Origin of the sequence: Streptomyces malaysiensis subsp. malaysiensis (assembly GCF_040653035.1) — a bacterium.
GTDB classification, from domain to species: domain Bacteria; phylum Actinomycetota; class Actinomycetes; order Streptomycetales; family Streptomycetaceae; genus Streptomyces; species Streptomyces malaysiensis.
The window spans coordinates 380,129-404,884 of sequence record NZ_JBEZNG010000003.1 but is presented as its reverse complement, the minus strand read 5'-3'; the positions used below and the strand labels follow the sequence as shown (position 1 = coordinate 404,884).

Below are 24,756 nucleotides of genomic sequence, written 5' to 3'. Positions count from 1 at the left end.
GCACGGCGGGCGGTCGGAGAGACGAACAGGCCGCCGCGTGTGGGGGTCGCGGCGGCCTGACCGCGGCAACGCCCCGCTGCCGTTCCGGACGCGCATCGGGAGGCACTCCGGCGCGTTCACGGTGCAGGGGTTCCGGGACGAACCCCACGGGGTGATGCGGCTTGAGCTCCACTCTGCCTGGTGGGAACCACCAGGGAAATCCCCCATTGGTCTGCCGTCACCCCCTCCGACCGGCGGGGGTGTTCCCGCCCACTGACGGAGCCAACCACTCCATATTCGCCCGCCGATGGGGCAGGCTGTCCGAGCAATGGGCATGACAGCTGAGGCGAGGGAGCGGCCGGTGATCCGTGTGGCTGTAGTGGACGACGAGGCGCTCGTACGATCCGGTCTGCGACTGATCCTGGGCACGGCCCCGGATATCGAAGTGGTCGCCGAATGTTCCGGGGCCGCCGCGGTGGACACGGTGCTGGGCAGCAGAGCCGATGTGGTCCTGCTCGACATCCGGATGCCGGACGCCGACGGGCTCAGCGTCCTCAGACAGTTGCGGGCCGCGCCCCGCTCCCCCGCCGTGGCGATGCTGACGACCTTCGACGTCCAGGAGTACCTGGCGGCCGCGCTGCGCGCCGGGGCCGCGGGCTTCCTCCTCAAGGACACCGATCCGGAACAGCTCGTACGGGCCGTGCGCACCCTCGCCCAGGGCGGCAGTGTGCTCGACCCGGCCGTGACCCGCGCCGTGATAGGCGGATACCTCGCCGCCGAGGCGGAGGCGACGGCCGCCGAGGCCGTCGAGGCGCTCACCCCGCGCGAACGGGAGGTGCTGGCGCTGCTGGGGGAAGGGCTGGCCAATCCGCAGATCGCCGAGCGGATGGGGCTGGCGCCCAGCACCGTCAAGGACCATGTGCGGGCGGTGCTCGGCAAATTGGGCGGGCTCAACCGCGTCCAGGCGGCGATCGTCGCCGACCGGGCCGGGCTCGTCAGCAGCCGGCCGCCGATAGGCGGCCCCCGATGAGCGTCTCCCCGCTGTCCCGCGGTTCCGCCCCGGACAAGCCGGCCCCGCCGCCCGCGCCCGCCTCCCCGCCCGCCTCCCTCTCGTCACCGCCGCCCACCCCGCCCGCCCGGTGGCGGCCACCGCGCCGGGTCATGCGCTGGGGGTCGCTGATCGTCCCCGTCCTGCTCGCGGTGGCCGACGCGCTGCTCGTCAACGGCGTCACCTTCGGGCTGGAGCTCAACGTCTCGCTGGTGGCGGCCGCCGCGCTGCTGGTGCGCCGGAAGCTGCCCGCGCTGGTCTTCCTGGTCACGCTGCCGGGGATCCTCATCGGCTACGTATGGTTCGCGCCGATGATCGCCCTCTACACGGTGGCCGTACTCCGCCCCGCCCACCGGCTGCTGGGCATCTCCGCGCTGCTGCTGGCCGCCGCGCACTTCATCCCCTGGCCGGTCTCCGACTTCGAGCCGACCGCGTACCGGGAGAACACCCTCACCCTCATCGACGCGTGCGTGACCTCCGTGGGGCCCATCGCGCTCGGCCTCCTGGTGCGCACCCGGGGCGAACTCGCCGCCCGCATAGAGGATCTGACCCGCAGCCGCCGCCATGCGGACGAGCTGATCGCCGAACAGGTGCTGTCCACCGAACGCGCCCGGCTCGCCCGCGAGATGCATGACGTGGTCGCCCATCAGGTCAGCCTCATCAGCCTCCAGGCCGGCGCGGTGCAGATCAGCGCGGAGGACGCGAAGGCGCGGGAGGGCGCGCGGACGATCCGCGAGCTGTCCGTGCGGACCCTGGACGAACTCCGCCATATGGTCGGCATCCTGCGCGCGGCGGGCGGCGACCACGAGGAGCTGACCCCGCAGCCCCGGCTGGCCGATCTGGCCCGGATGATCGAACTCAGTGCCCTGAACGTCACCTTCGAGACGGACGGCGCGACCGAGCGTCCGGGCCACTCGGAGGCGGTCGAACGGGCCGCCTTCCGCATCGTCCAGGAGGCGCTGACCAACGTCCGCAAGCACGCGCCGGGAGCGCGGGTGACGGTACGGGTGAACGAGGCGGAGGCGCCGGGTCCGGAATCGGCGGGCTCGAAACCGGCAGCGTCGGAGTCGGCGGGCCGGCCGGAGTCGGCAGGGCGCCAGTCGACGCGGCCGAAGGCGGCCGCCGTGCCGGGAGCGGCTCATGAGGCGGCTCAACAGGCGGAGGAGGTACGGGGCCTGCGGGTCGAGGTGCGCAACGGCCCGCCCGACGCCTCCGCCGTGGCCCCCGGGCTGCCGGGCGGCGGTCACGGTCTGGTCGGGCTGCGGGAGCGCGCTCAACTGCTGGGCGGCACGCTGGAGGCGGGGCCCACGAAGGAGGGCGGCTTCGTCGTACGGGCCGACTTCCCCGAGTCCCCACGCGCCACGGGCCCGGCGGCATGAACGGGCCGATGACGCCCCTGAGCGGAGGGACACCCATGGGCGAACGGAAGCCTCTGGAAGGCGGACGGACGGCTCCAGGGGGCCGATGGACGCCCCTGAGCGGATCGGCGCGGAAGTCGGCTGCGGTTCCGCGGCGCTCCGAAGGGGCGTGGGGCTGTGTCGACATGCCGCTCCGCCGCACGGGCGCGACCGGCTACGACGGCGACGCGGACGATCGACGGCAGGTCAGGGCGGGTCCGGCGGAGCGCTCAGGCGGACAGCGGGTCGACCGCGTCCTCGTCGTCCCCGTCCGGCTCGGTGGCCGCCCCCAGATCGGGATAGACATCGAACAACCGCCGTACTCCCAGGGCCGCCAGCACCCGGTGCACATGCGAACCGTGCGCGGCGTCCTGCGGCGGCAGGATCAGCCGCAGCCGGCCCGAGCACGATCTCATCAGCCGACGCGCCGCGATCAGTACGCCGACCCCGCTGGAGTCGCAGAACCGGACCTCCGAGAGGTCCAGAACCAGCCAGTGGCGGCCCTCGGCGACCGCGTCGTGGACGTGCTGCCGGACTGCGGGCGAGGTCACCAGGTCCATCTCCCCCGAGACCTGGAGAACGACCCACTCCCCCCGCCGGTCCTCCATCACCTTCAACGTCACGCGCCCGAAGCCCTTCGCTCGCCGCAACCGGAACTTGCTGTTCCCGGGCGGCTGCCCGCCCGTCGGCGCATGAAACTCCCCCAGGCATACGCCGTGAGGGACGACCCTATGCCGCGGCGAAGCGTTTCGTCTCCCCGATCCTGCGCAAAGTGACCGTGCCAATACCATGCGCGGCCTGTTTCCCACGCACTTTGCCTGATGGACGCGTGTTGTATGAGCAACCGGCATTACATTCGATATGAACGCGGGCATAGTGCCTGGAGGGTCGGCCGGACGACTCGGGAAGGGGGTCGCATGGCGAATGACGCACCACCCCGCTGGGACCGCAGGATGCAACAGCGTCTGGCGCGCGGTGAAGCGGCCGCACTTGCCGAGCTCTATGACCGATTCGCCTCACTTGTCCATAATTTGGCGCATCGGGTCCTGGAGGACGAGAGGGCGGCCGACCGCATCACCCGGGAAGTCTTCGGCTACGTCTGGGAGAACCCGGACGCGTACGACCCCCAGCAGGGCTCGCTGCGCGCCTGGATCGCCATGCTCACCCAGCGCCAGGCCGTGCACCGGCTGCGCACCTCGCAGACCGCCCCGGCCGACGGGGACACGCTCTCGACCGAGGCCCTGGAGGAGCGGATCCGCGAGGCGTCCGTGGCCGCCCGCGCCGACTACATCGTCACCTCGATGCCCGCCCCGCTGCGCGCCGCCCTGGAGCTCGCCTACTTCGACCGCCGCGACTACCGCCAGGCCGCGGCCGCCCTCGGGGTGACCGAGGACGAGGCCAGACGCCGCCTGCGGCTGGGCCTCCAGCTGCTGTCGACGGCCCATGTCCAGCCGCCCCGCGCGGTCTCGCCCCCCGGCTACGGACGGGCGCTGTGAGCGGGCGCGGCGGGCCGGACCCGTACGACGACGCCTACGGCGAGAGCTCCGGCTCGGGGGACGGCAGAGACGGGCCCGGACGGGGAGGCGAACCGGATCTGCCCTCCCACCCCGCCGGGCCACCACGCATACCACCGCAGCGGCCGGCCGCCGAGGACAGCGGCCACTGGCCGGGCGCCCTGGACGGCGGCATCCCCGCCCCGCGCCCGCCCACGGCGGACGAGACACCAACGGCGAAACGGACACCGGAGCGCGGTTCGGAACGTGATTCGGAGCGCGGCCCGGAACCCCATTCGGAACCCGCCGCGGACTCCGAACCGGAATCGGCACCGGAGCCGCGCCCGGACCGCGCCGCCCCGGGAGCCGAACCGGAACCGGCCGCCCTGGGTCCTGAACCGGAAGCGAATCCGGAGCCGGAGCCGGAACGGCCCTCCTCCGCGCCCCCGTCCCCATACGCGCCACCGGCCGCACCCCTGGCGGCGCCCACGCCCTCGGCGCCCCTTGCGCTCCCGCACAATCTGCTCCGATCGCTGCTCGGCGCCTGGGCGCTGACCGCGTGCTCGCAGGAGGAGACCGCCGCCGTCGAGGCGCATCTGAACCACTGCCCCTCATGCGCCGAGGAGGCGCTGCGGCTGCGCGACGCCGTCGGGCTGCTGCACACCGAGCACAGCCTCGACCTCGACCCGATGCTGCGCTCCCGGGTGCTCGCGGGCTGTCTGGGCCGCCGTCCGGCCCGGATACCCATGCCCGGCTGGGCCGGTGCCTACGACGCCGAGGCCGCCCGGCTGGACGCGCTGCTGCGTGACATGGGCGAGGCCGAGTGGCGTGCGCCGGTGCGGCTCAAGTGGTTCGACGGGCGGCGGCTCACCGGCCGGGACACCACCGTCGCCGGGGTGATCGGCCATCTGATGGTCGTGGACGGCATCGTCGCCACCTCGCTCGGCCTCCCCGACCCGCTGGGCGCCGACGCCCCCGGCTCGCCCCAGGCCCGTACGGAGGCGTACTGGCACCACGAGCCCGGCGCCGCGTACGGGTCAGGACCACCTGGGGCGGTCCGGGAGTTGTGGCGTGAGCAGGGCCATGCCCTGGTCCGTACGGTGTCCTTCGCCGGGCGCGGCGTCGCCGAGCTCGATGTGCCGTACGGGGACTTCGCGCTGCCGATCCGCGACGCGTTCCTCGACCGTGCCCTCGAGTGCTGGGTGCATGCCGGGGACATCGCCGAGGCCATCGACTACCCGTATGAACCTCCGGCCTCCACCCACCTCAAGGCCATGATCGACCTGTGTGCCCGGCTGCTTCCGGGGACGCTGGCCGAGCGGCGCCGGGCCGGGCTCGCGTCCCCGCCCCGCCGGCTGGTCGAGGCGGGCACCCCGGGCCGTACGCTCCATCTCCAGGTCGAGGGCACGGGCGGCGGCGACTGGTACATCCCGCTGGACTCCCCGGCGGCGATGGCCGCACCGGAGGAGGCGGTGGCGACGATCGCGCTGGACCAGGAGGCGTTCTACCTGCTGGCGTCCGGGCATGTGCCGCCACAGGAGGCGGCGGCGGGCCTGTCCGGGGACACCGAGGCGATCCGGGACGTCCTCTTCGCCGCCGCGTCCCTGTCCCGGCTCTGAACCGGCTCTGAACCGGTCGAAAACAGCCGGTCGAAAACAGCCAGTCGAGAACAGCCGCGAGCAGTCGGCGGACAGAGCAGCCCGCCGTAAACAGCCGGTCGACGGCCGTCAGTCGAAGACGACCGTCCGATGGCCGTTGAGCAGCACCCGGCGCTCGCTGTGCCACTTCACGGCACGGGCCAGCGCCTGGCACTCCACATCGCGGCCGACCGCCACCAGCTGATCCGGGGTGAGCCCATGGCCGACGCGCTCGACCTCCTGCTCGATGATCGGGCCCTCGTCCAGATCGGCGGTCACGTAGTGGGCGGTCGCCCCGATCAGCTTGACCCCGCGCGCATGCGCCTGGTGGTACGGCTTGGCGCCCTTGAAGCTCGGCAGGAAGCTGTGGTGGATGTTGATGATCCGGCCCGACAGCTCCTTGCACAGATCGTCGGAGAGCACCTGCATATAGCGGGCCAGCACCACCAGCTCGACATGCTCCGTGCGCACCAGGTCCAGCAGCCGGGCCTCGGCCTGCTGCTTGGTGTCCTTCGTCACAGGGATGTGGTGGAACGGAACCCCGTAGGAGCCGACCAGCTCCTCGAAGTCGGTGTGGTTGGAGACCACCGCGGCGATCTCGACCGGCAGCGCACCGATCCGCGACCGGAAGAGAAGGTCGTTCAGACAGTGCCCGAACTTGCTGACCATGAGCAGAATGCGCATCTTCCGATCGGCGCGGTGGATCTCCCAGTCCATCTGGAAGGACTCGCCGACCGCCGCGAAGCTGGCCCGCAGGTCCTCCACCCGCACCGGTGAGACGGAGCGGAAGGCCACCCGCATGAAGAAGAGCCCGGTGTCACGGTCCCCGAACTGCTGGCTGTCCTCGATATTGCAGCCGGTCATGAAGAGATAGCTCGACACGGCGTGCACGATGCCCTGCTTGTCCGGGCATGACAGCGTCAGGATGTACTGATCGGGGGCGGCACGCGACTCACTCATGACCCTTAGCGTCCCACACCCGTGATATGGCTCAGACCGCCTGCGTCATGATCGCCAGTACTTCGAGGGTGCGTGGGGGCTCATCCGGGTCCTCGCCGTCGTTGGTGGCCAGCCGCACATGGGCCTCGCGGGCGGCCCGTACGGCCTCCGGCCAGCCATGGTGCTCGAGGTAGGCCGAGACGGGGGCGTCCGCGCCCGCCTGGTGCATGATCCTCAGCACCCGCAGCACGGCGACATCGACCAGCGCCGCCTCCTGCGAGTCACGGAAGATCGTCCCGACGTACTTCTCGGCCGACCAGTTGTCCAGCCAGGTGTCCTCCACCAGCCGGTAGACGGCGTCCGTCACATCCCCGTACCCGGGTTGGCCGGCCAGCCAGCACTCCTGCTGGAAGACGGGATCCGAAAGCATATGCAGCGCCGAGCGCACATTGGTGCGCCAGCGCCACCACGGCATGTCATTGACAGGCATGGCTCCCATGGTGGTCGAGCGACGGGCACGACGGGAAGACTTCTCCGAACCTTGCACAATCACTGATCGTACGTTCTTCACACATAGAGTCGGTTCAACCCCCGCTGTTCACCCCTACGTCACCATCCCTTGTCTTGCCATAACGGCTGTGTTCCTCCCGAAGCGCCAGGCTCGCTTGCCATGACCGGACGGCGACGCCCCTCCTCCCGCCCCATCCGAGCCGCCGTTGCGGCACTGTGCACCACGGCGGTCGGTGTGTCGCTGCTGACCGGCTGTGGCGCGGTGCTGTCGAACGAGGGCGACAACGGGCCCATCACCGTCATGACCTGGGCTCCCGAAGGCACCAAAGCCACCAATATGCCCGGAATGCCCGCCATGGCGAAGGCATTTGCCCGCTGGGTCAACGGTTCGGGCGGCATCCACGGCCGCAAGCTCCAGGTCGTCACCTGCAACGAGCGCAACGACGCCGTCCAGGCCGCCGGCTGCGCACAGGAAGCCAAGGATGACAAGGCCGTCGCGGTCGTCGGCTCGTACAGCCAGTACGGCCGGTCCTTCATCTCCCCGCTGGAGGTCGCCGGCATCCCCTACATCGGCGGCTACGGGGTGACGCAGGAGGAGTTCGACAGCCCGTACTCCTATCCGGTCAACGGCGGCCAGGCCGCCCTGCTGGTGGGCAACGGCCGCCAGCTGGCCGCCCGCTGCGAGCGCACCGCGCTCGTGCGCCCCGACACCATCGCGGGCGACGAGCTCCCCCAGCTCCTCAACACCGGCCTCAAGGCGGGCAAGCGCGCCACCGCCCATGACGTCCGCGCCCCCGAGGACGCGGGCGACTACAGCAAGCAGGCCACCAGCGCCCTGGAGGGCGTCGGCGCCGACACCTCCCTCGGCACCGCCGACCAGGGCGCGACCCTGGAGAGCTCGTGCGTCACCGCGGCGCTCGGCAACCGCACCGGCACCTTCTTCGACTCCTTCCGCCGGGTACAGGAGAACCATCCGAAGGTGCGGATAGCCTCCATACTCGGCGGCGTCCGGCAGTCCCTCATAGACTCCACCGGCGGCAGCTCCAGCCCCCTGGAGGGCACCTACGCCACCGGCTGGTACCCGGCCGGGGACGATCCGCGCTGGAACCCCATGAAGAAGGTCATCAACAAGTACGCCTTCGACGACAACCGCATCGACCCGGACGACCCCGGTACGCAGACCACCTGGATCGCCTACACCGTGCTCCGCTCGGTCCTGATGTCCCTGCACGCCGACGACATCAGCGCCCGCACCGTGCGCAACGCGCTGGACAACGGCCACGCGGTCAACACCGGCGGGCTGACGCCGACGCTGCGCTGGGGCTACGAGGACACGCTGCACGTGCCCAACTACTCACGGATCGTCAACGCGGACGTGACCTACCAAATGGTGCGGGACGGACGACTGGTGGCGGTGCGCAAGGGGTTCGTCAACGTCTCCAAGATCCTGGAGCGCTACCACCCGGCGGACTGAGCCGCGACCGCCCGGCGGGCCGACCCGGGCGCGCCGAGCCGCCGCCCGCCGAACCCGCGCCGGGGACGGCGCCGCCGCCCCCGGCCGCCGGTCACAGCTCGGTGGCCTCGTGCGTGGTGAGGCCGTACCGGGAGGCGATCGGGTTCCACAGCCCCGAGGCCGTCTTCTTGGCCTGGGTCGCCTCGCCGCTCGCCCGCTCGGCCGCCCCGACCCGGGGCGTACGGCGGGCCTTGCCCTTGTGGCAGCCCCTCTTGCCGCCGGTCTGGTCGGCCCAGGCCGCGTACTCGTTGTCGGCCCTGGCCGAGGACTTCCACGCCTTGGTGAGGGAGGCGGTCAGCCGCGCGTTGTCGGGCAGCTTGTCCACCGACAGCTTGCCCAGCCGGGTCACCAGGTCATTGCGCTGGCCCGCGGCCGTGCGCAGATCCGATGCCGCGGTGGTCAGGTCCTTACAGGACTTGATGTTGTCCACGGCCTTGATCACCGACGCCCGGCTGTTGTTGCTGTCGGCGAGCAGCGCGTCCAGCGCCTTCGCCTGGGGCTCGGCGGGGTCGGCGGGCTCGGACGACTGCTCGGCGCTCGGCGAGGAGTCGCTCAGCGTCGTGTCGTTCTTCTTCTTGTCGTCGTCGCCGCCCATGCTGAGCACGGCTCCCGCGGCGAGACCGGCGAGCGCGCAGCCCGCCACCACGACGCCGATGAGCATGCCCCGCGACATCCGGCGGCGCCCGCCACCGCCGCCGCCATGGCCACCGGACGGCGGCGACGGCGGCTGCGGAACGTCGGGGCCGAACTGCGGGAGCTGCTGGGTCTCGTCGGCGCCGCCACTGTCACGGAACAGACCGTCGAACTCCGAGGGCGGCGGCCGGTCCCCGGGACGGCCGGGCCGGATCGCGTACGGGGCGCCGCCGGGCCGCTCCGGGACCTGCGGCGCGGAGCCGGGCGCGGGCATGGCGGCGGGCGTGGGCGGGAGCACCGCGGTCTCGTCCGCGGCGGTCGCGGGGGGCTGCTGGCGGTGGGCGCCCCGGCGGCCGGGGCGTACGGCGCGCAGCTGGGTGGTGGACTCGGCGGGTGACTCGGGCCGGTTCTCGGGCGGCAGTGGCGCGCTCTTGACCGCGGCGAGCGTGGTGGTGGGGGTGTCCAGGGGCGGCGGGGCCTCACCCGGGACCGGGGGTATGACCTGCGTCGCGTCGGCGTCCCCGGCGGGCTGGGGCGGCATGACCTGGGTCTCGTCGGCGGCTTGGTACGGCGGCTGGGCCGGTCTCTCCGGAGCGGCCGGCCAGCCCTGTTGCCCGTAAGGCTGCCCCTCGGGCTGCTGCTGCCCGTAAGGCTGCGCCTCGGGCAGCTGTCCGTACGGCTGGATCTCGGCCCGTCGCTGCCCGTACTGCCCTTCGGGCGGCTGTTGCCCGTACGGCTGGATCTCGGCCTGGTGCTGCCCGTAAGGCTGGCCCTCGGGCTGTGGCTGTCCGTAAGGCTGGCCCTCGGGCTGTTGTCCGTACGGCTGGCCCTCGGGCGGCAGCGGTGCGCCGAACTCCCCCTGCGGTGGCGGTTCCGGAGCGCCCTGCGGCCCCCAGGGCTGCCCCCACGCCTGCCCCCCGGCCGGGGCCGCCTGATGCGTGTCCGAGGGCTTGTAGTCCCCCTGGGCAGGCAGCACGACCCCCTCGCGCACAGGCTGCGCGGGTGGGACCGCGGGAAGCCGCGGCTCATTCCCCTGACCGCTCTGCGTCACCGGGACTCCTTGGTTATACGGGGACTACGGAATCGTCGGCTCACGCTACCGGTTCCCCAGACGGCACGGTGCCCATGAGGCCGTCGGGGCAGGGAGAGACTGGTCACCGCGAACATGGGGCACATCACCGCGATCAGGGGCGATATGAACCCCACCCGTACCCCCAGTAATCACAACGCAACGCACTCCACACCGCACACGCCACACAACACACGCACCAGTGATCACAGCACAACGCACCCGCAGCGCCCCGCACCCCACAACACCGGTGCGTTCAAAGGAAATGCGACGGAAATTCCGGGGAAAGTCCCGGCGCCGATCTCAGGCGACCTGCATCTGCATCCGCGCTCCGAACTCCCGCACCACCGGCTCGTCCCGATACGGCTCCAGCCGCTGCTGGAAGTCGTCCAGATACTCCGCGCCCCGGTTGGACCGCAGCGTGCCCAGCAGGTCCACCGCCTGGGTGCCGATATGGCAGGCGTGCTCCACCTCGCGCTGCTGCACATGCGCGGTGGCCAGCAGCAGCAGCCCGATCGCCCGCCGCCGCACCCGCCCCTCCGGAAGCCCCTCCAGGGCCTCCTCGGCGCGCCGCCGGGCCTGGTCGGCCTGGCCCAGGTCGCGATGGCAGTGGGCCAGCTCATCGGCCAGATAGGCATGGTCGAAATGGCGGATCCAGATGGGGTCGTCGCCCGTGACGGAGCCCGAACCGCTGCCCACGGCCCGCTCCAGCGCGTCCAGCGCCCGCCCGGCCACCGCCTGACAGGTCCGCGCGTCCCCCATCAGGGCGTGGCCGCGCGCCTCGGCCGCCAGGAACATCGACTCCGCGCGCGGTGGCACCTGGCCGCGCGCGCCCTCCTGAGCGGCCTTCGCCAGCTGGGCGATCTCGCGGGGATTGCCCAGCTGGGCGGCGAGATGGCTCATGCTGGCGGCGAGCACATAGCCGCCGTAGCCCCGGTCCCCGGCGGCCTGGGCGAGCCGCAGCGCCTGGATGTAATAGCGCTGGGCGAGACCGGACTGACCGGTGTCGACCGCCATATAGCCCGCCAGCTCCGTCAACCGCGCGACCGCCGCGAAGAGTTCACGGCCCACCGCCTCGGTGTACGAGCCGGCCAGCAGCCCGGAGACCACGCTGTTCAGATAGTGGACGACGACGGGGCGCACATGGCCGCTGCCGTAGCGGTGGTCCAGGTCGACGAGCGCGTCCGTGGTGGCCCGCACCGCGGCCACGTCGGAGCGCCCCACCCGGGCGCCCGCGGTGCGCGCGACCTGGGTGTCGGCACCGGTGATCAGCCAGTCGCGGCTGGGCTCGACCAGCGCGGAGGCGGCGACCGTCGAACCGCTGAGGAAGTCACGGCGCCCCACATCGCTGCGCCACAACTCACAGACCTGCTCTATGGCACCGAGGACGGTCGGCGAGAACTGCAAACCGACCCCTGAAGCAAGGTTTTTGCCGTTGGCCATGCCGATCTCGTCGATCGTGACCGTACGGCCCAGCTTCCGGCCGAGCGCCTCGGCGATGATGCCCGGCGCCCTGCCCCGGGGCTGCTGGCCACGCAGCCAGCGGGCCACCGAGGTCTTGTCGTAACGCAGATCGAGACCGTGCTCGGCGCCGCACATGTTGACCCTGCGCGCCAACCCGGCGTTGGAGCACCCGGCTTCCTGGATGAGCGCCTGCAACCGTTCGTTCGGCTGCCGCGCCACAAGCGGCCTAGCGGCCATGGCTTTACCCCCTGTGACTGCTTGCGTTCTCGGCGTATCCGTTCCTGTTGCTGAGTGATGCCCCGCAGATATCGCAGGTATACGGCGAATGCGGAACTTGCCCGTATTGACCACATCGACCGCATCGTTCGCGTACGGCGCCGATACGAGTCCGGGACGCCCTCCCCCTGGCGCCGCGGCATGGCCGCCGGACACTCGCACGCCCGTCACGCATGGTGGCTACCCGCTTACGGAGCCGCAACCCCATACGCGCCCCCGCCCGTGCATCCATGCGCCCCGCCGTGCCGTCACCGCGCACCCCGGCCCCGACGCGCCCCGCCCGTGCGGGGGCCGGGCCGTAACCCTCGTTGACGGCGGAAGTTGTCCTGTGCGTGGAAGAGACCATGGACGTGACAGAACCCTCGCGGTTCACCGCGGGAACCTCGCAGATCCCCCAGCAGCGCGGGGAGCGGCTGGGCGACGCGGCGGTGCGATATGCCGAGGACCGGCATTGGGACGTGCTCTCCGGCGCCTGGCTGGAGACCGTGGACGGGGTGGAGCGCTGCTCCTGCGGAAGCGCCGGCTGCCCGGCCCCCGGCGCCCATCCGACCGGCCGGGACTGGGTGAACCAGGCCACCGGCAGCGCGGTCGTGGTCCGCCGCATGTGGGGCAGGGCGCCGCGCGCCTCCATCCTGCTGCCCACCGGCCGCACCTTCGACGCACTCGACGTCCCGGAGTCGGCGGGCTGTCTGGCGCTCGCGCGCATGGAGCGCCGCCGGGTCGAGCTGGGCCCGGTCACCTGCACCCCCGGCCGCAGGATGCTCTTCTTCGTCCTCCCCGGCGCCGCCGCCAAGGTCCCCGACCTGGTGCGGAATCTGGGCTGGCCGCCGAACGCGATCGACCTGACCGCCCGCGGCGAGGGCGACTATGTGGTCGCGCCGCCGACCCGGGTGGGCGTGCGCGGCCCGATCCAGTGGGCCCGGCGGCCCACCGCCGCCAACCGCTGGCTGCCCGACGCCGAAGAGCTGGTGAGCGCCCTGGCCTACGCCTGCGGCCGCGAGCGCCGCTGACGTCTCCGGAGCGCTCCCTTGGCCAGCCCCTATCGTGGAGCGCCGGGCGGGGGCGGAGACCGGCCCCCGAGTGATACGTCAGTGGGCTGCGTCCCACGGGAAAGTGGGATGCGTCCCACGGGAAAACGGGGTGAACCGGTGCCTCAGGAGCAATCAGCGGCCACCACGCGGCCGTCCAGGGCCGCCGCCGTGCGGGTGAGCGGCCTGTGGAAGCGTTACGGAGAGCAGATCGCCGTCGCGGGGATCGACCTGGAGCTGCCCGCCGGGCAGTTCATCGGGCTCGTCGGGCCCAACGGCGCCGGTAAGACCACCACGCTGTCGATGATCACCGGCCTGCTGCGCCCCGACTCGGGAACCGTGGAGATCGGCGGCCATGACGTCTGGCGGGACCCGGTCGGGGTCAAGGCGCGGATCGGGGTGCTGCCGGAGGGGCTGCGGATGTTCGAGCGGCTCTCCGGCCGGGAGCTGCTCACCTACATCGGACGGCTGCGCGGGCTGCCCGGCGAGGAGATCGACCGGCGCGCCACCCAGCTGCTGGACGTCCTCGATCTCGCGGGCTCCCAGAGCAAGCTGGTGATCGACTACTCCACCGGTATGCGGAAGAAGATCGGACTGGCCGCCGCGCTGCTCCACAACCCCGAAGTCCTCTTCCTCGACGAGCCCTTCGAGGGCGTGGACCCGGTCTCCGCCCAGACCATCCGCGGCGTCCTGGAGCGCTACACCCGCTCCGGCGCGACCGTCGTCTTCTCCAGCCATGTCATGGAGCTGGTGGAGTCGCTGTGCGACTGGGTGGCCGTGATCGCCGCCGGGCGGATCCGGGCCCATGGCCCGCTGGCCGAGGTGCGGGGCGACGCGCCGTCCCTCCAGAACGCCTTCCTGGAGCTCGTCGGCGCCAACCGGCGCGAGGCGGGCCAGAGCCTCGACTGGCTGGGCGGCGGCGCCCGATGACGCTCACCGACCCGCTCGGCGCCAAGGACCCGCTCGGCGCCACGGCGCCCGAGCCGCCCGCCGTCCCCACCGCGTCCCCCACCCCCGTCTTCGTCTCCCTGAAGCTGGCGCTGCTGCGCAACGGGCTGCGCCAGTCCAGCGGCCGGCGGACCGCGTACATCACCTCGCTGGTGCTGGCGCTGCTGGTCGCCGTGTTGCAGCTGCTCGGCCTGGTGCTGCTGCGCGGCACCGACCACGCCGACGCGCTGGTCACGCTGTTGACGGCGGTGCTCACCCTCGGCTGGGCGGTGATGCCGCTGTTCTACCCCGGCGGCGATGAAACCCTCGACCCGACCCGGCTGGTGATGCTGCCGCTGCGGCCGCGCTCGCTGATCACCGCGCTGCTGGTGTCCTCTCTGATCGGCATCGGCCCGCTGTTCACCCTGACCCTGGTGGCCGGTTCGGCCATCGCCGTCGCGCACGGGGCGGCGGCCGCGGTGGCGGGGGTCGTGGCCGTGGTGCTGACGGTGCTGGTGTGCGTGGCGCTGGCGCGCGCCGTCGCGACGGCCAACACCCGCCTCCTCACCAGCCGTAAGGGCCGTGATCTGGCGGTGCTCAGCGGTCTGTTCGTGGCGGTCGGCGCGCAGTTCGTGAACCTCGGCGCCCAGCAGCTCGGCGGCGAGAACGGCCTGGCCGTGCTGGAGCCGGCCGCGGCGGTGCTGCGCTGGGTGCCGCCCGCGGCGGCCGTGGACGCCGTCCAGGGCGTCAGCGACGGTGCCTATGGGGTCGCCGCGGCCCAGTTCGCGCTGACCGTGGGCGCGTTGGGGCTGCTGATGTGGTGGTGGCAGGGCACCCTCACCCATCTGATGACCACCCCGGACGCCTCCACGCTCCAGGCGGCGGCCCCGCGCGAGCGGCGGCGCTCCGGCGCGGCCGGCACCCCGGACGCCTCGGGCCCGTTCGCCCGGCTGCTGCCCGCCGGCCGCGCCGGCACGGTGCTGCTGCGGACGCTGCGCTACGCCGTGCGGGACCCGAAGACCAAGTCGGCATGGGTCACCTCGCTGGCCGTCGGACTGCTGCTGCCCGTGATCACGGCCGTCCAGGGCAATGGCTCGATCTACACGGCCTGCTGGGCATCGGGGCTGCTCGGCATGTTGATGTACAACCAGTTCGGCCAGGACAGCTCCGCCTTCTGGATGGTCGCGCAGACGATCTCCTCTCGCCGTGACGCCTATCTGGAGCTGCGGGGCCGTGCGCTGGCGCTCCTGCTGGTCGCGGTGGTGTACGTGGTGGTGGCGGTGCTTGCCTCCGCCGCCTTCCTGAAGAATTGGTCGGCCGCCCCCGAGGCGCTCGGGCTCGCCCTCGCGCTGCTCGGCTCGATGGTGGCGACCGGCGCCATGACCTCGGCACTTGCCCCGTACTCCATTCCGCAGGACAGCGGCTACAAGAACGTCGTCCCGGCGCAGGCGGGGATCGCCTGGCTCAGCATCCTCGGCGGCTTGATCGCGGGCGCCGTGCTGTGCGCACCGGTGCTGGGCCTGACGTTCTGGCTGCATCTCTCCGGGCAGCACGGTCTGTTGTGGGTGCTGCTTCCGGTGGGCACGGTGTACGGCGCGGCCCTCGCGGAGATCGGCCTGCGGGTGGCGGCGCCGCGGGTGGCGGCGCGGCTGCCGGAGATCCTGGCGGCGGTCAGCAAGGGGTGAGCCCCGGGCGCGGGCGGCGGGGCCGGGGGCTCACCCCGGGGCCGCCGCGGCGCCCGGACTATCCGCGTCGCCGAGGCCGTTCACGTCGCACGCACCGTTCACGTCGCGCGGAGGACGGCCCTCGCCCAACTGCCGTAACGTTCCGGCTAGTCGAGGTACTTGCTGTAGACCCAGCCCCTGGTCCCGGGCCGAATTCCGGTGGTGGTCCGTTTGAGGATCTTTCCGTAGGACCAGCTCTTCTCGAAGCCCCGGGTGCGGCAGAAGTACCGGAAGGAATCTCCCCGGTAAAGCGTTCCTATGGCGCGGTAGCGCTTTCCCGGTCCGGTACGGAATCTCGCTCCACTCGTCGAGACCTTGAAATTGACATCCGGGGAATTGAACTGACACGCCGATGCCCCCACCGCCGACGCCGTTGGCGCCAGGGCCACGGAACCGCCCAGCATCAGCGCCGCCGAGAGCACGACCATCGAGGCTTTACGCTTGATCTTCACGCAACCACCCCCCGTGATCGGTTAATTCACTGCATGATCGATTAATTCATCGCGCGCCGAAGAGCGTAGCACCCGTCAATCCGGAAGCTCAGGACGTGGTAAAACCCCGACGGCCCATCGGCGAGTCGCCGATGGGCCGGTGCGGCTGGCAGGGTGAAATCCGAAGGGAATTTGTCAGCCGAGCGCCTCCGGGGTGAGCCCCGCGGCATCGGCATGGCCCGAGAGCGCCAGGGTCAGCTCGAACTCGGCCAGCAGGGCACGGATCACATGCTCCACCCCCGGCTGCCCGTCCAGCCCCAGCCCATAGGCGTACGGCCGCCCCAGCAGCACCGCGCGGGCGCCGAGGGCGAGCGCCTTGAACACATCGTCTCCGGTGCGCACCCCGCTGTCGAAGAGCACCGCGAGCCGGTCGCCGACCGCCTCCACCACCCCCGGCAGCGCGTCGGCCGCCCCGATCGAACCGCCCACCTGGCGGCCGCCGTGGTTGGACACGACGACACCGTCCATCCCCGCCTGTTCCGCCCGCCGGGCGTCATCGGGGTGCAGCACGCCCTTCAGCACGATCGGGCCGTCCCAGTGCTCCCGCAGGAACGCCAGGTCCTCCCAGGTCTTCCCGGGGTCGCCGAACATCTGCACGAAGTGCAGCACCGCGGCGTCCAGGTCCTCGTGGACCGGCTTGGCGAGCCCGGCCTGGAACGCCGGATCGGTGAAGTAGTTGGCGGTGCCCACTCCGCGCAGGAACGGCAGATACGCCTGGTCGAGATCGCGCGGCCGCCAGGCAAGCAGCGGAGTGTCGAGGGTCACCACCAGGGCCGTGAAGCCGCATGCCTTCGCCCGGTCCAGAAAGCTCCTGGTGACTTCGCGGTCCTTGCCCCAGTAGAGCTGGAACCACCGCTCACCGTCCCCCATCGCCTCCGCCACCCGCTCCATCGGCGTACTGGACGCGGAGGACAGGATGAACGGCACGCCCTGCGCCGCGGCGGCCCGCGCCGCCGCGCACTCGGCGTCCGGGTGCATGATCGACAGCACGCCGACCGGGGCGAGCGCGAGCGGTGCGGGCAGCCTGGTGCCGAACAGCTCGACCGACAGATTCCGCCGCCGTACGTCACGGAGCATCCGCGGCACGATCCGATGCCGGTCCAGCGCGGCCCGGTTGGCCCGCTCGGTGCTGCCGTTGCCCGCGCTGCCCGCGACATAGCCCACCGGGCCGGGCCCCAGCCGGGCCTCGGCCACCTCCTCGAGCCGGGTCAGATCGGCGGGCAGCCGGGGAACGGCGCCGGTCATCCCGTTCAGATAGATCTCGTACTGAAATGCCGCCCAGTCCCTGCCGGGTTCCGGATCCGTGATGTCGCCACCGATCATGTGCGCACCTTCGCCTGTTCACTACTGGTCAATTTCTCATTACTGGACGGGAGTAGAGGACTCGTAGGATCGACCACCCGCCGATCGCGTTCAAGGGAGCGAACCGGAACGCGATGGAGACAGTGAGACAGTTCCCGCGTTGGAGTTCCACTTGCCGCTGGCCAAGACAACGCGGCTGTGTGCCGGGCAGGGCTTCGACGTAGTTTGCTGGCGTCCGTTTTGACCATGTGAGGCCGAGAAGGGCAAGGGGCCGAGCAGGGCCGGCGGTGCGTCGGCCACCCATTCACTCACCGCGAGCAGGGGTCGCGGTCCGGCGAGGACCGCGCAGGCCGTCAGCGCCAGGAGCGTCACAAGAGGGTGCCGTACTCCCCGCGGATCCCGCGGGTCCGGGACCTGCGCGAGGCGTTCCAGCAGATCCGGAAGATGTGTACCGAACCCCGCCCAACACGACGAGACGTCAGCAACCGGGCGTCAGCCGACTACGCCGAAGTCCTGACCGAAGAGGGCGAGGTAGTACGCGACTTCCGGTTCGCGCTCCATCCAGTATGGTGCCGGTGGGGGTCTCCGTTGTTGCGTTGTCGGACCATCCGGTTGGTTTCCGCTGCGCTCTTCGAGATGCACGACGAATGGATCGCCTTACCTCACCGCCACCTCCCCGAAGGTGATATGGGTGATATCTGTCGTAAACTCTCCTTTAGTTCCTTCGCGCTACCCAACGCACCGAAATGCAACCGCCAGTTGATCACCAACAGCATGACGAGGGACACTACCTGGCGGATGCGTGTTCCCGACCGAGTGGCACTCGCTTCGGTATCCTCCCGCGCAGGTCATCGGAGGCCATTTACCCAAAGATTACTGGGCAGTTGACCTCAGGGTTTCGTGGTAGCGTCCTTGTTCGGAGGGACAGTGCAACCTGAAAGGGAAATCGTGAACACGGAGAAGATCGCCGCTCGCCGCCTCTCGCTGGAAGAAGTGACGAAGCTCGGCGTGAAGGACAGGCTCTTCATTTCCGCCGACACGGCAGAACTCAAGCTCCCCGGCTGCTATGTCCCTGCTTTTCTGACCAAGTCCGGTGAGGATTTCGAGGGCGGCTCGATCACGGCGAAAACCGTTTTCCAGGAAGAGGTCTCCTGCCTTCCCGACGACGAGAATGAAGCCGGAATCTACTTGGCTGACGAGAACGGCTCGGTGACCATCGAGGTCCTCCAGTCCGCCGGTGTCGTGCTGGACCTGGCACTTTTCGTCCCTGGTGGGGACAAGGGAGCCCTCACGGCCCTTTACGCCGCGGCCCGGCAGGCCTTCGGCGCCGACACCGTGCAGATCTGGCGCCAGGGCCTCAAGGAGGTTCCCGACGTGAAGGTCGACATCTTCGAGGAGCAGATTCCCCGGGGGCGCAAGGGGACCGAAAGCCCCAAACGTGACCGTCGCGCGTTCGACACCTACCCCACCCGTGCAGACTTCATCGAGTTCTCCGCGGGGTGGAAGCCGGTCATTGAGGTTCACAGGCCGATTGTTGACGACACCCCGACCATCTGAGGCGGTGCGTTACCTCTCGTTCTCGGCCTGAGAGAACGCCGAGAACGCATGCGCCGGACCCGGTCGACCCCTGAGCGGGCCCAGGGAGATGTTCTTCGCGCCGTTCAGTCGCAGGGCGCCGACTGCGAGGTTGCGCCAGGTCGCCATAGCGCGGGGAGGGCAAGGTGCCGGCGGTGGCCTATGTGTTGAACCTGTCCGGACGTTCTGAACCCGCCTGAATGTGCTGAGCCGGAAGCCGGGCTGAACCGGGTGTCGGACCATCAGCCCGCCAGCCGCCGACCGTCAGCCGCCATCCGCTAGACGGGCAGGACGGAGGCCAGGAAGGGCTCCACGGCGCGGCGCCAGCCGTCGGGCTGGTCGTAGTGGACGAGATGGCCCGCGTCCACCACCTCGGCATACTGGCCGCGGGGCAGGACGCGGACCATCTCCTGGGCCTCCGCGCGGCCCAGCTCACCGTCCAGCCCGCGCACGACCAGGGTGGGGCACTCGACCAGCGCAAGCTCCTCCCAATGGGCGTCATGGACCCAGGTCTCACGGACCTTCAGCATCTGACGGCAGGAGAAGGCCGGACGCCAGCCGTCCGAACGCTCGGCCATGACCTCGGCGAAGAAGTCGCCCCGGGGCGGATTCGGCCGCTCCAGCGTCGGATCGTCCTCACCGAACCACTTGCGCACATCGGCGAGGGTCGCGAACGGCACCGGCCAGGAGCGGAACCATGCGGCCCATTCGCGCTGTGAGGCGGCGCCGAGGGCCGAGGCCCGCATATCGCAGATGACCAGCGCCCGGACCAGATCGGGGCGGCGGGCGGCGAGCTGCCAGGCGGTGAGGGCGCCCATGGCATGGCCGATCAGCGTCACGGGGGCGAGGCCGAGCTGCTCCACGGCCGCCTCGGCGTCGTCCACATAGGTGGAGCGGTCGAACGGCCCCTCGGCCGGCTTCTCGCTACGGCCATGGCCACGCTGATCGAGGGCGACCGCCCGATGGCGGGTGGAGAGCCAGCGGGCCGTCTCCGCCCAGTGGGCGGCGCGGCCCAGCAGCCCATGGAGCAACAGCACTCCGGGCCCCCGCGCTGCCTCGCGGCCGGCGCCTGCCTTGGGCGGATCGGTGAACTCCCAGGCGGCGAGCCGCACGCCGCCGGCCCCGCTCACTTCGATGCGTCGCACCATGTGGTCTGGCACCTCCAGCCCTCTCCCGAACACCCCTACAGTATCGAACTCATATTCGAACACGCGCTATTGGCGTCCAACACCCCTCGTTCGAGTGACCGTGCGCAGGGATTGATCGTCTGTGCCCTGGGGAGACAGCTAGCGGGAGGCGGACTGCTCGGGGAAGGGAGTCCGCGGGGGACGACCCTGAGAGCTCGGGGCTCCGGGTCACCTGGGGCCCGGGTCGCACCGGCCGCGTTCGCGCGGTCCGTGCGAACCGGGGCCCAGCGGGGGGACATGGGGAAGCGGGGCCCCGGCACCTGACGGCACCGGGGCCCCCGCTGAAGAACACCCCCTGGGCAGCACAGCCCCTCGGGCCCACCTGAGCCCCCTCCCCTGACGGCCTGAGCGTCAGCGACAGCGTCGCACGCGGCGGCTCCGCCCGCTCGGTTTCTCCCGACTCCGGTTTCGGGAAAATCCGTCCTCGCAGGTCGTGACGGCCGAATCGTCTGAACCGGGTGTATCGGTCAGCGTGTCGGAGCGCGCGAGGTTGTGCGGGAGCGCGTTCGCGAGGCGTTGGGAAGCCGGGTCGGCGGCGGACGGGGTCGAGGCGTCCGCACGCCGGGGAGGCGACGCAGGGGAAACGGGGTCAGGGGGTCGGGAATCGGGGCGAGGTCGGGAATCGGAGGATGATGATCAGGACTCGGAGAACAGGAGCGCGGGGATCAAGGCTCGGAGATCACGGGGTCGGGATCAGGCGGGGTCAGGCGGGGTCGTCAGGTGAGATCAAGCGGGAGATCCGGAAGAGAGACGCTTGCGCCGGGACCGCGTCAGCGCTTGGCCACGAAGACATGCGAGGCGATCTCCGCCTCCAGCTCCGCCGCCTCACCGCTGCTGCCGACCAGCACCCCGCCCGCCGACTCCGTGACGCTCACCACGGAGCCGGGCTGCACCCCGGCCCGCCGCAGTGTGTACATCACCTGGGCGTCGGCCTGGATGGGCTCGCCGATGCGGCGCACCACCACCGTCTTGCCCTCCGAACCGGGCTCCAGCTCACGCAGGCTCACCATGGACTCGTCCAGGAACGGATCGGCCTCGGCCTTCTCGCCCAGCTCCTCCAGACCCGGGATCGGGTTTCCGTACGGCGACTCGGTCGGATGGCGCAGCAGCTCCAGGACGCGCCGCTCCACCGCCTCGCTCATCACATGCTCCCAGCGGCACGCCTCGGCGTGGACCTGCTCCCACTCCAGCCCGATCACGTCCACGAGCAGGCACTCCGCGAGCCGGTGCTTGCGCATCACGCGCGTGGCCAGCCGGCGGCCCTCCTCGGTCAGCTCCAGATGGCGGTCGCCCGCGACCGTGACCAGACCATCGCGCTCCATCCGCGCCACCGTCTGGCTGACCGTCGGACCGCTCTGCTCGAGCCGCTCCGCGATCCGGGCGCGCATGGGGACCACGCCCTCCTCCTCGAGCTCGAGGATGGTGCGGAGATACATCTCCGTGGTGTCGATCAGTCCGGACATGCGTGCCCCTCGAAGTGTCGTGCGGTGGCCCTGAAACAATTCTGACGCATCCCACCGACAACGGGGCCGAGTCGGCCCCTTCCGCCGCAAGGGATCGGGCTGCTATTGACAGCGTCATGATCGAAACCCCCCATAGGGAAGGCGACGCCTTGATGAGCGAGTCCAAGCCGGCCGGGCAATTCTTCGACGCGGCCATCGGCCTGCTGCGGCAGGTGCGGGACGAGGAGGCCGAGCATATCGCCGCGGCGGGCACCCTTATCGCCGATACGGTCGCCGCGGGCGGCCGCCTCTTCACCTTCGGCGCCGGGCACTCCTCCCTGCCCGCCCAGGACGTGGTCTACCGCGCGGGCGGGCTCGCGCTGATGAATCTGCTGCCGGTGCCGGGGGTGGTGGGCGTGGACATCGTCCCCGCCACCCTCGGCAGCGCGCTCGAACGCGTCGACGGGCTCGCCACGACCGTCCTCGACAGCAGCCCGCTGCGGTCCGGGGACCTGCTGATCGTGATCTCGCTGTCCGGGCGCAACGCCCTGCCCGTGGAGATGGCGATGAGCGCCCGGGAGCGCGGTATCACGGTGATCGCGGTGACCTCGGTGGGCTACGCGACCGGCACCACCTCGCGCAACTCCTCCGGTGGCTTCCTCAAGGACCACTGCGATCTGGTCGTCGACAACAAGATCCCGATCGGCGACGCGGAGCTCACGGCGGACGGCATCGGCGCGCCCTTCGCGCCCGCCTCCACCGTCGTGACGAGCGCGATCATGCAGTCCATGGTGGCCGCCGGGGTCACGGAGCTCGCCGAACGCGGAATCGAGCCGCCCATGCTGAGGTCGGGGAACGTGGACGGCGGGCACGAGTGGAACCGCAAGGTGATGACCGAGTACGGGGACCGGATCTTCTACCGCAGGTGACGGTCGGCTTCCGGTGAGGGGCCGCCGCCCGTGATCCGCACCGGGCGGCGGCCCTGTCGCGGACACCGCGAGCGCGCGGCCGCTCCCGGTACGGCCAGTCCCGGTACGGCCGCCCCCGGGCCCCTTCCCGGTGCAGCCCTTCCCCGGCCCCTTCCCGGTGCGGCCGTTCCCGCGACCGCCCCCGGTCCGGCCGCTCCCGGCATGGCCAGTCCCGGTGCGGCCGCTCCCAGGACCCTTCGCGGTACAGCCCTTCCCGGTCCGGTCGTTCCCCGCCGCAGTTCCGTGCCGCCTCAGCACCGGCGTACGGCCAGGTCCACCGAGGCCGCGACCCGGGCCGCGACGTCCTCCGCGTACGCCGCGTCCGTCCGGTCGAAGGCCCGGCGGCTCGAGGTGCGCAGGAAGGTGACCACGCCGAGGGTGCGGCCGCGGCTGCGCAGCACCGCGCACAGGCCGTGCACCGCGCCCTCCGGCCATTTGCGGGCGGCCGCCCACTGGGCCGCCGCCTGCTCGTCCGAGCGTCTGGTGCTCGCCCGTACCGAACCGCAGCGCTCGACCGCCTGGAGCGCCGGATGGCCTTCCGGGTAGGCGAGCGGGATGCCGCCCGGGACGACGGGCGGACAGGGGCCGGGGGTGCCGGTGGGCGTGGCCGCCGCCCGGACGAGGCGGATCCGGTCCGCCGGGGCGCCCGGCGGCGGGTCCAGGACCAGGTCGATCAGGGCGTGGTCGGCGAAGCCCGCCAGCGCGAAGTCCAGGTGGATCGAGGCCGCCTCCATGGGGTCCTCGCATTCGGCCGCCGCCCGCGCCGCCCGGTGCAGCTGGTTGCCCCGGAAGCGCATCCGGGCGCTCTCCTGCTCCTGGCCCTTCGCCTCCGTCGCGTCCTGGAAGATCCAGGCCACCCCGAGCGGCGCGGGCTCCTCGGTGAGCGGTGAGGCCAGCCGGAGGAAGCCGCTGCGCCAGCAGCGGCGCCGCGCCGCCGCGCCGGTCTCGCCGCGGTCGGCGCTCTCGCCGCGGACCGCCTCGTCGTCGTCGAGCAGTTCGTAGCGCACGCCCTCCGCGCCCTCGAAGCCGTCGGCCGCGTCCGCCCGGTCGGCGTCCCGCACCGTCACCCACAGCTCGGTGGGCGCCGGGGGCACGCCCTCGGCCAGGACGTGCTGCAACGCGGCCTCCGCCTCCTCGACGCCCTGGTCCAGGAAGTCGCCCAGCGGCCGGCCGGGTGCGGCCCTGCGGGTCGTGCGCAGCGCGCCCGCCGCGCTGGTATTGGCGACGGCCACCCGCAGATCCGCGTCGACCAGGACCACGTTCCACGACGCGTCCGCCAGCAGCGCCTCGCTCAGCGCGATCGACCGTTCCAGGTCGACCTGCGCATGCACCTCGCTGAAGGCGCAGTACACCCCGGCCGGACGGCCGTCCACGCCCGGCACCCGTGAGGACTGCGTACGGACCAGGACCCGGCCGCCGTCCTTGGTCAGCAGCGCGAACTCGTGCACCCGGCGTCCTGTGGCGCCCATGGCCTCCGTAAGGCGCTCTTCGACGTCCCGCGCGTCCCCCGGGCGGGCCGCCCAGCCGCCCAGCCCCTTGCGGCCGACCGCCTCCGCCGCCGTCCAGCCGAGGATGCGCTCAGCCTCGTGGTTCCAGTGGGTGACCGTGCCGTCGGCGTCGAACGCGCACAGGGCGGCGTCCATCCCGTCGAGCAGCGCGGCGAGCAGTTCGGAGTCGGGCCGCTCGGGTCCGTCCGGGCGGTCGGGGCGGCCGGAGGCCGATGGGGCCGCGCCCGGCTGCCCCGGGACTCCCCGCGAGGACTGGGCGGAAGGCGCCGGCTGTGCGGATTCGGACCGTTGTGAAGCGCTCACCTGACACCCCTTGCTGGACGTGGCTGTCTGTGGTGGGGCACGTCGGACATTGAACTCGAACGTGACACGCGCCACACCGCATTCGTCGAAATCGTTGCCTCACGGAAATTCGCTTGTGTGTGGCACGAGGGGGTTCTTAGGCTTGCGGTACACGAGAAGGGAGGTGGTTCGGCAGATGTATGAAATCCGGACGCGTGAGGTGACTGCGGGCTAGTCGTCCGTCGTCGCGCTCAGCGCATTCGCCGGACAGGCGCACGAGACATGTGCGTGGCCGGCCAATCCCAAGCAGTCACCCGACCCGTGGGTCGCCGGTACGTCCGACCGGCCCCCTTCCGCCTCAGGG

The 24,756-nt window shown here is 71.5% G+C and carries 21 protein-coding genes; 10 read left to right on the top strand and 11 right to left on the bottom strand.

Annotated elements, in window-relative coordinates; all coding sequences use genetic code 11:
* Nucleotides 1-340 precede the first annotated feature (340 nt).
* The gene (locus AB0E24_RS08875; RefSeq protein ID WP_069870503.1) at nucleotides 341-1,009 is read left to right on the top strand and encodes a response regulator; all 669 of its coding nucleotides are present in this window, start codon (nucleotides 341-343) and stop codon (nucleotides 1,007-1,009) included.
* Nucleotides 1,006-2,406: a sensor histidine kinase gene (locus AB0E24_RS08870; RefSeq protein ID WP_359375643.1), complete on the top strand. Its 1,401-nt coding sequence runs from the start codon at nucleotides 1,006-1,008 to the stop codon at nucleotides 2,404-2,406. Before AB0E24_RS08875 ends, AB0E24_RS08870 begins: the two co-directional genes overlap by 4 nt.
* Before the next feature lie 248 nt (nucleotides 2,407-2,654).
* Here the strand turns inward: AB0E24_RS08870 and AB0E24_RS08865 are convergent, their stop codons facing one another.
* Nucleotides 2,655-3,032: an STAS domain-containing protein gene (locus AB0E24_RS08865; protein WP_069870506.1), complete on the bottom strand. Its 378-nt coding sequence runs from the start codon at nucleotides 3,030-3,032 to the stop codon at nucleotides 2,655-2,657.
* A gap of 309 nt (nucleotides 3,033-3,341) precedes the next feature.
* On the opposite strand from AB0E24_RS08865, the gene AB0E24_RS08860 reads away from it, so the two are divergent.
* Nucleotides 3,342-3,920: a sigma-70 family RNA polymerase sigma factor gene (locus tag AB0E24_RS08860; RefSeq protein WP_069870508.1), complete on the top strand. Its 579-nt coding sequence runs from the start codon at nucleotides 3,342-3,344 to the stop codon at nucleotides 3,918-3,920.
* Nucleotides 3,917-5,536: a zf-HC2 domain-containing protein gene (locus AB0E24_RS08855; RefSeq protein WP_359375640.1), complete on the top strand. Its 1,620-nt coding sequence runs from the start codon at nucleotides 3,917-3,919 to the stop codon at nucleotides 5,534-5,536. Before AB0E24_RS08860 ends, AB0E24_RS08855 begins: the two co-directional genes overlap by 4 nt.
* Nucleotides 5,537-5,644: 108 nt before the next feature.
* Here AB0E24_RS08855 and purU read toward each other — a convergent pair whose 3' ends face one another.
* The gene (gene purU, locus AB0E24_RS08850; RefSeq protein ID WP_069870510.1) at nucleotides 5,645-6,514 is read right to left on the bottom strand and encodes a formyltetrahydrofolate deformylase; all 870 of its coding nucleotides are present in this window, start codon (nucleotides 6,512-6,514) and stop codon (nucleotides 5,645-5,647) included.
* A 31-nt stretch (nucleotides 6,515-6,545) separates the two neighbouring features.
* Nucleotides 6,546-6,992, bottom strand: a complete 447-nt coding sequence (locus tag AB0E24_RS08845) for an SCO4402 family protein (RefSeq protein ID WP_069870512.1) — start codon at nucleotides 6,990-6,992, stop codon at nucleotides 6,546-6,548.
* A 171-nt stretch (nucleotides 6,993-7,163) separates the two neighbouring features.
* On the opposite strand from AB0E24_RS08845, the gene AB0E24_RS08840 reads away from it, so the two are divergent.
* Nucleotides 7,164-8,477, top strand: coding sequence for an ABC transporter substrate-binding protein (locus AB0E24_RS08840; protein WP_069870515.1), 1,314 nt, complete (start codon nucleotides 7,164-7,166; stop codon nucleotides 8,475-8,477).
* Nucleotides 8,478-8,568: 91 nt separating this feature from the next.
* On the opposite strand, the gene AB0E24_RS08835 is transcribed toward AB0E24_RS08840, so the two are convergent.
* Together AB0E24_RS08835 and AB0E24_RS08830 are read right to left on the bottom strand one after the other, a co-directional pair.
* Nucleotides 8,569-10,200 (bottom strand): hypothetical protein, encoded by a 1,632-nt coding sequence (locus AB0E24_RS08835; protein ID WP_359375628.1) that lies wholly within the window; start codon nucleotides 10,198-10,200, stop codon nucleotides 8,569-8,571.
* Nucleotides 10,201-10,521: 321 nt separating this feature from the next.
* Nucleotides 10,522-11,919 carry an NsdA family TPR-like regulatory protein gene (locus AB0E24_RS08830; RefSeq protein WP_359375626.1) on the bottom strand — a complete coding sequence of 466 codons (1,398 nt, stop codon included), beginning with the start codon at nucleotides 11,917-11,919 and terminating at the stop codon, nucleotides 10,522-10,524.
* A 383-nt stretch (nucleotides 11,920-12,302) separates the two neighbouring features.
* Here AB0E24_RS08830 and AB0E24_RS08825 point away from each other — a divergent pair, with 383 nt between their 5' ends.
* The 3 genes from AB0E24_RS08825 (at nucleotide 12,303) to AB0E24_RS08815 (ending at nucleotide 15,598) form a co-directional block, all read left to right on the top strand.
* Nucleotides 12,303-12,968 carry a bifunctional DNA primase/polymerase gene (locus tag AB0E24_RS08825; RefSeq protein ID WP_079153567.1) on the top strand — a complete coding sequence of 222 codons (666 nt, stop codon included), beginning with the start codon at nucleotides 12,303-12,305 and terminating at the stop codon, nucleotides 12,966-12,968.
* A gap of 108 nt (nucleotides 12,969-13,076) precedes the next feature.
* A complete protein-coding gene (locus tag AB0E24_RS08820; protein ID WP_370685082.1) occupies nucleotides 13,077-13,916 on the top strand; it encodes an ABC transporter ATP-binding protein in 840 nt (279 codons plus the stop codon).
* Nucleotides 13,913-15,598: a transporter gene (locus AB0E24_RS08815; protein ID WP_359375623.1), complete on the top strand. Its 1,686-nt coding sequence runs from the start codon at nucleotides 13,913-13,915 to the stop codon at nucleotides 15,596-15,598. The genes AB0E24_RS08820 and AB0E24_RS08815 overlap by 4 nt, the downstream gene beginning before the upstream one ends.
* 146 nt (nucleotides 15,599-15,744) lie before the next feature.
* Here AB0E24_RS08815 and AB0E24_RS08810 read toward each other — a convergent pair whose 3' ends face one another.
* From AB0E24_RS08810 to AB0E24_RS08800, 3 genes are all read right to left on the bottom strand, one after another.
* Nucleotides 15,745-16,089 (bottom strand): SH3 domain-containing protein, encoded by a 345-nt coding sequence (locus AB0E24_RS08810; protein WP_069870524.1) that lies wholly within the window; start codon nucleotides 16,087-16,089, stop codon nucleotides 15,745-15,747.
* Nucleotides 16,090-16,263: 174 nt separating this feature from the next.
* Nucleotides 16,264-17,451, bottom strand: a complete 1,188-nt coding sequence (locus AB0E24_RS08805; RefSeq protein WP_359375620.1) for a lactate 2-monooxygenase — start codon at nucleotides 17,449-17,451, stop codon at nucleotides 16,264-16,266.
* A gap of 90 nt (nucleotides 17,452-17,541) precedes the next feature.
* A complete protein-coding gene (locus AB0E24_RS08800) occupies nucleotides 17,542-17,862 on the bottom strand; it encodes a transposase family protein (RefSeq protein ID WP_435865255.1) in 321 nt (106 codons plus the stop codon).
* Nucleotides 17,863-18,378: 516 nt separating this feature from the next.
* On the opposite strand from AB0E24_RS08800, the gene AB0E24_RS08795 reads away from it, so the two are divergent.
* The gene (locus AB0E24_RS08795; RefSeq protein ID WP_069870528.1) at nucleotides 18,379-18,987 is read left to right on the top strand and encodes a hypothetical protein; all 609 of its coding nucleotides are present in this window, start codon (nucleotides 18,379-18,381) and stop codon (nucleotides 18,985-18,987) included.
* Nucleotides 18,988-19,283: 296 nt separating this feature from the next.
* On the opposite strand, the gene AB0E24_RS08790 is transcribed toward AB0E24_RS08795, so the two are convergent.
* Both AB0E24_RS08790 and AB0E24_RS08785 read right to left on the bottom strand, forming a co-directional pair.
* On the bottom strand, nucleotides 19,284-20,153 hold the full coding sequence (locus AB0E24_RS08790; protein WP_093706571.1) for an alpha/beta fold hydrolase: 870 nt from the start codon (nucleotides 20,151-20,153) through the stop codon (nucleotides 19,284-19,286).
* A gap of 809 nt (nucleotides 20,154-20,962) precedes the next feature.
* Nucleotides 20,963-21,655, bottom strand: coding sequence for an iron-dependent transcriptional repressor DtxR (locus AB0E24_RS08785; RefSeq protein ID WP_037958355.1), 693 nt, complete (start codon nucleotides 21,653-21,655; stop codon nucleotides 20,963-20,965).
* Between the two features lie 152 nt (nucleotides 21,656-21,807).
* Here AB0E24_RS08785 and AB0E24_RS08780 point away from each other — a divergent pair, with 152 nt between their 5' ends.
* The gene (locus AB0E24_RS08780) at nucleotides 21,808-22,563 is read left to right on the top strand and encodes an SIS domain-containing protein (protein WP_069870533.1); all 756 of its coding nucleotides are present in this window, start codon (nucleotides 21,808-21,810) and stop codon (nucleotides 22,561-22,563) included.
* A 290-nt stretch (nucleotides 22,564-22,853) separates the two neighbouring features.
* Here AB0E24_RS08780 and AB0E24_RS08775 read toward each other — a convergent pair whose 3' ends face one another.
* Entirely contained in the window at nucleotides 22,854-24,413 is a 1,560-nt protein-coding gene (locus tag AB0E24_RS08775; protein ID WP_435865252.1) for a PAS domain-containing protein, read from the bottom strand.
* Between the last annotated feature and the right edge of the window lie 343 nt (nucleotides 24,414-24,756).

Coding starts and splice junctions, on each gene's coding strand:
- AB0E24_RS08870 (WP_359375643.1), top strand. CDS start 1,006: ATGAGCGTCTCCCCGCTGTCCCGCGGTTCCGCCCCGGACAAGCCGGCC.
- AB0E24_RS08865 (WP_069870506.1), bottom strand. CDS start 3,032: ATGGAGGACCGGCGGGGGGAGTGGGTCGTTCTCCAGGTCTCGGGGGAG.
- AB0E24_RS08860 (WP_069870508.1), top strand. CDS start 3,342: ATGGCGAATGACGCACCACCCCGCTGGGACCGCAGGATGCAACAGCGT.
- purU (WP_069870510.1), bottom strand. CDS start 6,514: ATGAGTGAGTCGCGTGCCGCCCCCGATCAGTACATCCTGACGCTGTCA.
- AB0E24_RS08845 (WP_069870512.1), bottom strand. CDS start 6,992: ATGGGAGCCATGCCTGTCAATGACATGCCGTGGTGGCGCTGGCGCACC.
- AB0E24_RS08840 (WP_069870515.1), top strand. CDS start 7,164: ATGACCGGACGGCGACGCCCCTCCTCCCGCCCCATCCGAGCCGCCGTT.
- AB0E24_RS08830 (WP_359375626.1), bottom strand. CDS start 11,919: ATGGCCGCTAGGCCGCTTGTGGCGCGGCAGCCGAACGAACGGTTGCAG.
- AB0E24_RS08825 (WP_079153567.1), top strand. CDS start 12,303: ATGGACGTGACAGAACCCTCGCGGTTCACCGCGGGAACCTCGCAGATC.
- AB0E24_RS08820 (WP_370685082.1), top strand. CDS start 13,077: ATGCGTCCCACGGGAAAACGGGGTGAACCGGTGCCTCAGGAGCAATCA.
- AB0E24_RS08815 (WP_359375623.1), top strand. CDS start 13,913: ATGACGCTCACCGACCCGCTCGGCGCCAAGGACCCGCTCGGCGCCACG.
- AB0E24_RS08805 (WP_359375620.1), bottom strand. CDS start 17,451: ATGATCGGTGGCGACATCACGGATCCGGAACCCGGCAGGGACTGGGCG.
- AB0E24_RS08790 (WP_093706571.1), bottom strand. CDS start 20,153: ATGGTGCGACGCATCGAAGTGAGCGGGGCCGGCGGCGTGCGGCTCGCC.
- AB0E24_RS08785 (WP_037958355.1), bottom strand. CDS start 21,655: ATGTCCGGACTGATCGACACCACGGAGATGTATCTCCGCACCATCCTC.
- AB0E24_RS08780 (WP_069870533.1), top strand. CDS start 21,808: ATGAGCGAGTCCAAGCCGGCCGGGCAATTCTTCGACGCGGCCATCGGC.